Here is a 7039-nt window from a genome sequence, read left to right as displayed (position 1 = left end):
CTGGTAAATGGCGATGCAGTTCTGTTGGCATCTATGAAGCCGCAGGACACAGCTCAGATAAGCAAAGTGTTACTCCAAACGACCGAGGCTACAAAGTAGCTAAGGCCATCTGCGAATTATTTATGATATACTCTATATAAAGGAAGTAAAATAACTGCTAATAAGCGTTACTTTAATAATAATGCAAAAGTTTATTCATAGATAAGAGGTGGACAATGAATAATTTTGAACTATACATCAATAATGACGATTTAGGCGTTACTGTGTTAGAAAATATTTTTATCAACCATTATATGCCTACTGCCCCAGGAGACTATGTAAAAGTGTATCTATTAGGACTAAAGTATTGCAGCAATAAAAATCTCTCCTCTATTTCAAATAAGATTATTGGTAAAACTTTAGGTTTATTGGAGAGTGATGTAAGAAAAGCATGGGAATATTGGGAACAACAAGGCATACTGACTTGTGAGAGAAGTGGAGACGACAATTATCATATAAAATATCTTCATATTTCATCTCTTATGCTTCAGGGTAATAATGTGCATACTGAAGAAGAACATTCAAATCAAAAGATAATAGAAGAATTATATAAGACAATAGAATTTATGTATGGTAGACCTCTTAGCTATAAAGAGTTACAAATTATTGCCAGTTGGATGAATGATTTGCTCTTCAACCCAGAAATGATTACGCTATTAGTCGAATACTGCTTTAATTTGAATAAAAAAGACATTAACTATATCAACAAAGTGGCCTTAAATTGGTATGATAAGAAAATTAATACCTACGATGAAGCCATGGAGAATATCAATTCTTTTAGAGAAAAACGGGACAGGTATTATAAGATTATGAATTACCTTGGTTTTAAACGTTCACCAACGAAAGCTGAAATTGGAATTATGGACAAATGGATCTCTACCTACAATATGAGCATGGAGATAATCATCGAAGCTTGCAAAAAGACCCTCGCTATCGACAAGCCAAACTTTAAATATATAGATACCATACTTACAGAATGGCATAAAAAAAACTATACCAAACCAGAAGACATAGAAAAAGAAGAACTACCTAAAAAGCAAAAATCAGAAACTAAACCAACCCAATACAACCAAAATGGTTATGATTATGACTTACTTGAGAAAAAACTAGAAGAAAAAATGTGGAGAGAAAATGAATGAGGGACGATATATACAATGAAACCATTATTGAATTTGAAAAGAAGCGAACGTTAAAGGAAATCAATCAGAATAAGCGAAAACAGGAAATGTACAAGTCCTATCCACGGTTAGAAGAGATTGCCAATCAATTAAACTACATGGGAATCGAATTTGCTAAATCCATCTCTACTGGTTCAAGTAATATGAATGAGATAAAAACTTTTGAGAAGAAGACGCAAGAACTAGTAGAAGAGAGAAAACAAATCTTACTAAAAGCTGGTTATGCAAAAGATTATTTAGAAATAGAGTATGACTGCCCTGCTTGCCATGACATGGGAATAATCGAACAAAATACCTGCTCTTGTTTTACAAAAGCTTTAATTCGAAAATACTATCAACAATCCAACCTTGATAAGGTATTGTCCATAGAAAATTTTGATACCTTTCGATTGGATTGCTATGATGAGGACAAGAGTAAATTTGGCGTATCTCCTAGATTAAATATTCAAAATATTTATTTGATGGCTGTAAACTTTGTAGAAAAATTTGATTCTCAGTATGAAAATTTATACTTGTATGGAAACTCTGGCTTAGGAAAAACTTTCATATCTCATTGCATTGCAAAAGAACTTTTAGATAAGGGAAAAACGGTAATCTATCAAACGGCTACAGACTTAATTGACTCTATCAGAAGAAATAAATTCAATCAAAATATCCAAGTTAATACACTAAGTTATTTGTATCAATGTGACCTTTTAATCATCGATGACTTAGGCACAGAAAGCTTAACGGAATTTGCTAACAATGAGCTCTTTAATTTGCTAAATAGAAGACTAATGGATCAAAAGAGTAATGTAATCTCAACAAATTTATCTCTGAAAGAACTTCAAAAGAGGTACAGCACTCGACTGACCTCAAGAATTATAGGGAATTTTACGTTTCTAAAGTTTATAGGAGACGATATTCGGTTAAAAAAAGCCAAGCTTTTGTAGGAGCTTGGCTTTTTTAGTCCCTAGCCAAATAAAGTCACCAGTCCTTAGCTTTCATATATTCCTCTTCGTTCTATTAAAAGCGCGGAATATAGAAAGTCGAAAATCAAGCTCCTAAAGGAAGCTATTATGAAGGCTTTTACTACAATCATGTAACAAACGCCAACCGACCCAAAAGAAATGCAGTGATACTAGGACTGACAGGAAAGAAGCGACCTAAAGCCTGATCTGCTGCAATAAAAAAAACACCCTTTAGAGGGTGTTTTTATTGCAATACCTGTACTTGAAGAGTCTTTCTTCCAAATCTTACGCATTCTTCACGGGTATTGAAATAGATATCTATTTTATTTCCTGTAACAGCCCCACCTCGGTCTTCTACAACATATGTATTTCCCAAAGCTGGAATATACATCTTTGTACCAAAGGAATAGTTACTAGATGCTGCTATGGTTCGATTTGCACTTGGATTTGTGCCTGACGCCGTTCTATTTCCTACATAGTAAGCTGTAGCTTCTACGGTTATAGTCTTTACAGAACTTTGATCCCCTCTAGAAGCTGGCACACTTTTATTTGAACTAGTAACTATTTTGTTCACAGGTACTTTTGTTCCAATTTCTTTAATTTCATCAACTGGTTTTTTAATATTTTCTGAAATTACTTCTCTGCTTACTTCTGCATTATCTTCTAAGATGACTTTTTCTTCTATTGTTTTTAGACCAGTACTTCCTCTTTGGACTAAGTTGGTCTTACCTTGCAACAAATTGCTATTCTTTTTTTCAATTTTTTTATAATCTAATGATGTTTCTTTTACTTCAATCTTTTCCTCTACACGAACAATTTTTATGCTATTGTTTTCTTTATTCACTGTAGATGATAAACTAGGTTCTACTTTATCGTTTTCATCAACTTGTAGCTCTAATTGCCCTAAAACATCTTCTACTTTATTAAGCGTAGTATTAATTTTATGTTCTGTTCCATCGGCAACTACTATAATAGGTATAGCCCTTTGAATTTCGATAATATCTCCATCTTCAAGCTCCGTATGAAGTGCTGGCTCTACCTTATCTTCTTTTTTTAGACTAATATTTTGATTTTTTAATACCTGTTCTACCGTTTGAGTACCCCTAAAAGATGCAGATACCTCTTCGTGATCTACCTTTACGATGATATCATTTTTGCCAAATAATATAAATAGCGTCATTGTCAGTAAAAAGAATATTATGCCTATGATAAGTTTCTTCTCGTGCATTAAGCCCTTGATTTTACTTAGACTCATTTCTTCTACCTCCTCTGTTTTCAGAAGTCATACGTCACTTCTACATAAAAATATAATATAACCACTGAGTTATTGAATTTCATGTACATAGATGAATCTATAAATGAAATCCAATCTATTATTTGTCGTTATAATACACTATATCGATAAATTTGTCAAATTTCCTAGTGACAATTGTTACAACTTGTATATATATTCAGAGTATGTACACCAATTGTAACATTTATATTTTAAAATTTATGTCTAATTGAGGATGCAGGGTTAAATAATATATCTAATTCTTCAAAGGCATTTTAAGCAAATCACAAACTTATTTACATTTCTATTTTAGTAAATAAGGCTAAGGTGTTCTCTTTTATTTGTAGAAGCAATTCTTCAAACTCAATATTTCGTAATCTACAGATTTCTTCAGCTACATATCTTACATAAGCTGGATTATTGACCTTGCCTCTATAGGGCACAGGAGTTAGATAAGGACTATCTGTCTCTATTAATAATCGGTCTAATGGTATTTTTTCCGCTACTTCTGGCAGTTTATGAGCATTCTTAAAAGTAATAGGACCAGATATGGATAAATAAAAACCTAGATCTAAGTATCTCTTGGCCATCTCCCAGCTTCCACTATAACTATGAAGTACTCCCGTCAATCCTTCTTTATTTCTTTCTAATATGTCAAAGGTATCTTGATGGGCTTCTCTACTATGAATGATTATAGGAAGCTTTTGTCTTTTCGCTATATCGATTTGCTTTTCATAGATTTCCTGTTGAATTTCTCTAGGTGAAAAATCATAATGATAATCTAAGCCAATTTCTCCGATAGCCACTACTTTAGGATGAGTGCTTAGCTTTTCTATCTGCTTTAAATCCTCTTCACTAGCATGACGTGCCTCATGGGGATGATATCCCACTGCCGCAAATATAAAATCCCACGATTCTGCCAATTGGATTCCTTTTCTAGATGTATCTAAATCTACTGCAGGATTTATTAAAATCTCCATCCTATTATTTTGTAAACCCTCAATGATTTCGGAGCGATTTTCTTCGTACTTTTCATCTATCAAATGAGCATGTGTATCAATTAACATAATTACCTCCTATGAAATCAGCCACCAAAGGTGGCTGATTTAGTTCTACGTTTTAAGTTGTAAGTTCTAAGTAAAACCTTTAGTCACTACGTGCGCTTTGCGCACAATTGAGAATTGGGGATTTAAAATTATTAAAAACTCAATTAATATATAGTATATTCTCAATAGTTAGCAAGTAGGGATCCTTCGGCTAAAGCCTCAGGATGACATATGCAGTAGCTAGGGTCAAAACATTGTACCTACGACACTTAGATACCCAAGATTAGCTACCCCCGTCATCCTGAGCGCAAGCGAAGGATCTTATGCCTTTACCCAAACTCGCTCAAATCGAGTATTGCCTTTCCCGTCCAACGAACCAACCATCCAACCAATAGCATTCTAACTAAAAGGTTTCCGCTTTCAGCTTTCAACCCTCCGCTAGATCAGCTTACCGTATTTCCTGCTTCCATATCTCCATCTATCGTAACTAAATTTAATTCCTTTTTATTAGCTGCAGCTAAGACCATACCTTGAGATTCTACGCCTCTAAGTTTTACTGGTTTTAAATTGCAAACTACTACTACTTTCTTTCCTACTAATTGATCTGGACTATAGTATTTTGCAATTCCTGACACAATTTGTCTTGTCTCTTGCCCTATTTTAATCTGCAAAACCAAAAGCTTATCTGCATCTGGATGAGCTTTTGCTTCTATGATTTCACCAGTTTTAAGCTGTACTTTTGCAAAATCATCGATGGTGATTTCCTCTATCTCAGGATTTTTTTCTTTTCCTTTGTTCTTTTCTTTCTTTTTCTCAACTTGCTTTTCTTCTTTTTTCTCTTCTTCTTTTATATCAATTCTTGGGAAAAGTTGTTGACCTTTTTTGACTTTTGTTTCTTCTGGATAAAGACCAAATTCACTCAAACTATCCCATGTGGCAAGATCTTTATTAATACTGATTTGCTCTAGGAGTTTCTCTGATGTATGGGGCATAAATGGAATAATCATTATGCCAACCATTCTAAGGATTTCACTTAAATTGTAAAGGACTTGTGCAAGCCTTGGTGCTTTTTCTGGATCTTTACCTAGAATCCAAGGTGTGGTCTCATCAATGTATTTATTTGCCCTAGAAACAAGTTTCCATATACTAGTTAAAGCATTGCTAAACTCTAATTTATCCATATATTTTTCAACTTCTTTTGAAGTCTTTAGGGCCAGTTGAGAGATTTCTTTATCTAAATCATCTCCCTCCCTTGTAGAAGGTATTACCCCATCAAAATATTTTTCCGTCATGCTTACTGTACGACTTAACAAATTACCCAAATCATTTGCTAAGTCGGAATTCGTGCGACTAATCAATGATTCTTCATTATAGCTCCCATCAGATCCAAATGGCATTTCTCGAAGGACATAATATCTCAGAGCATCTACACCGTATTTTTCAACTAATTGGATAGGATCAATGACATTACCCTTAGATTTAGACATTTTCCCACCTTTGAGTAATATCCAACCATGCCCAAATACTTGTTTAGGTAATGGTAAATCAAGAGCCATAAGCATAATAGGCCAGTAAATCGTGTGAAATCTCAGTATATCTTTACCTATAAGCTGAACATCAGCAGGCCAGTATTTCTCCATTAACTGAGGTCTTGAGTTTAGGTATCCTAAAGCTGTAATATAATTGGATAAAGCATCAATCCATACATATACTACGTGACCTGGAGCAAATTCCACAGGGATTCCCCAATCAAATGTAGTACGTGAAACGCATAAATCCTGTAGACCTGGTCTTAAAAAATTATTGAGCATCTCGTTTTTTCGAGACTCTGGTTGAATAAATTCTGGATGACTTTCGATGTATTCAATAAGGCGATCAGCGTATTTTGACATTTTAAAGAAATATGCTTCTTCTCTCTCTTGGCTCACCTCTCTACCACAATCAGGACATTTACCATCTTCTAATTGAGATTCTGTCCAAAAGGATTCACAAGGCGTACAATACCATCCTTCATAATAGGATTTGTATATATCTCCTTGATCATATAGTCTTTTGAATATTTTCTGTACAGATTCTATATGATAAGGATCTGTTGTTCGGATAAAGTGATCATAATCAATATTCATTACTTCCCATAATTTTTTAATATCAGCTACAATAGGGTCTACATATTCTTTAGGTGTAATCCCACTTTCTTCAGCCCTTTGCTGAATCTTTTGACCGTGTTCATCTGTTCCCGTTAAAAAGAACACATCATACCCCATTAACTTCTTATACCTACTCATAGCATCAGCCGCTACTGTAGTATAAGTGTGCCCTATGTGAAGCTTGTCACTTGGATAATAAATTGGCGTGGTAATATAAAAGTTTTTACTCATTGTTAATCTCCTCTACTTGCTATTAATTTATTTTTGTTTTTGTAGTTAAGCTCATTAATTTCGATAGAAAGTGGATTGCTGAAAGCTGAATGCGGAAAGCGGAACTCAATACAAAATCTTCAATGAACAATGAAAAACGAACGTTGAACATTGAACAGTACAAATATGCGACGCT

Annotated in this window: 5 protein-coding genes; 2 read left to right on the top strand and 3 right to left on the bottom strand. The window is 34.0% G+C overall.

Annotated elements, in window-relative coordinates:
• The first annotated feature begins 215 nt into the window (after positions 1-215).
• Positions 216-1178: a DnaD domain protein gene (locus Q7P22_RS09980; protein ID WP_303863732.1), complete on the top strand. Its 963-nt coding sequence runs from the start codon at positions 216-218 to the stop codon at positions 1176-1178.
• On the top strand, positions 1175-2149 hold the full coding sequence (locus Q7P22_RS09975; RefSeq protein WP_303863730.1) for an ATP-binding protein: 975 nt from the start codon (positions 1175-1177) through the stop codon (positions 2147-2149). Before Q7P22_RS09980 ends, Q7P22_RS09975 begins: the two co-directional genes overlap by 4 nt.
• A 262-nt stretch (positions 2150-2411) precedes the next feature.
• Here the strand turns inward: Q7P22_RS09975 and Q7P22_RS09970 are convergent, their stop codons facing one another.
• The 3 genes from Q7P22_RS09970 to metG form a co-directional block, all read right to left on the bottom strand.
• Complete coding sequence (locus Q7P22_RS09970) at positions 2412-3422, bottom strand: 3D domain-containing protein (protein WP_303863729.1); 1011 nt, start codon at positions 3420-3422, stop codon at positions 2412-2414.
• Between the two features lie 314 nt (positions 3423-3736).
• Positions 3737-4507, bottom strand: a complete 771-nt coding sequence (locus Q7P22_RS09965) for a TatD family hydrolase (protein ID WP_303863727.1) — start codon at positions 4505-4507, stop codon at positions 3737-3739.
• Between the two features lie 422 nt (positions 4508-4929).
• Entirely contained in the window at positions 4930-6864 is a 1935-nt protein-coding gene (metG, locus tag Q7P22_RS09960) for a methionine--tRNA ligase (protein WP_303863725.1), read from the bottom strand.
• Positions 6865-7039: the final 175 nt, after the last annotated feature.

This window comes from Alkalibaculum bacchi (genome assembly GCF_937875145.1).
Taxonomy (GTDB): domain Bacteria; phylum Bacillota; class Clostridia; order Eubacteriales; family Alkalibacteraceae; genus Alkalibaculum; species Alkalibaculum bacchi_A.
This window is presented reverse-complemented; position numbering and strand designations above follow the sequence as displayed.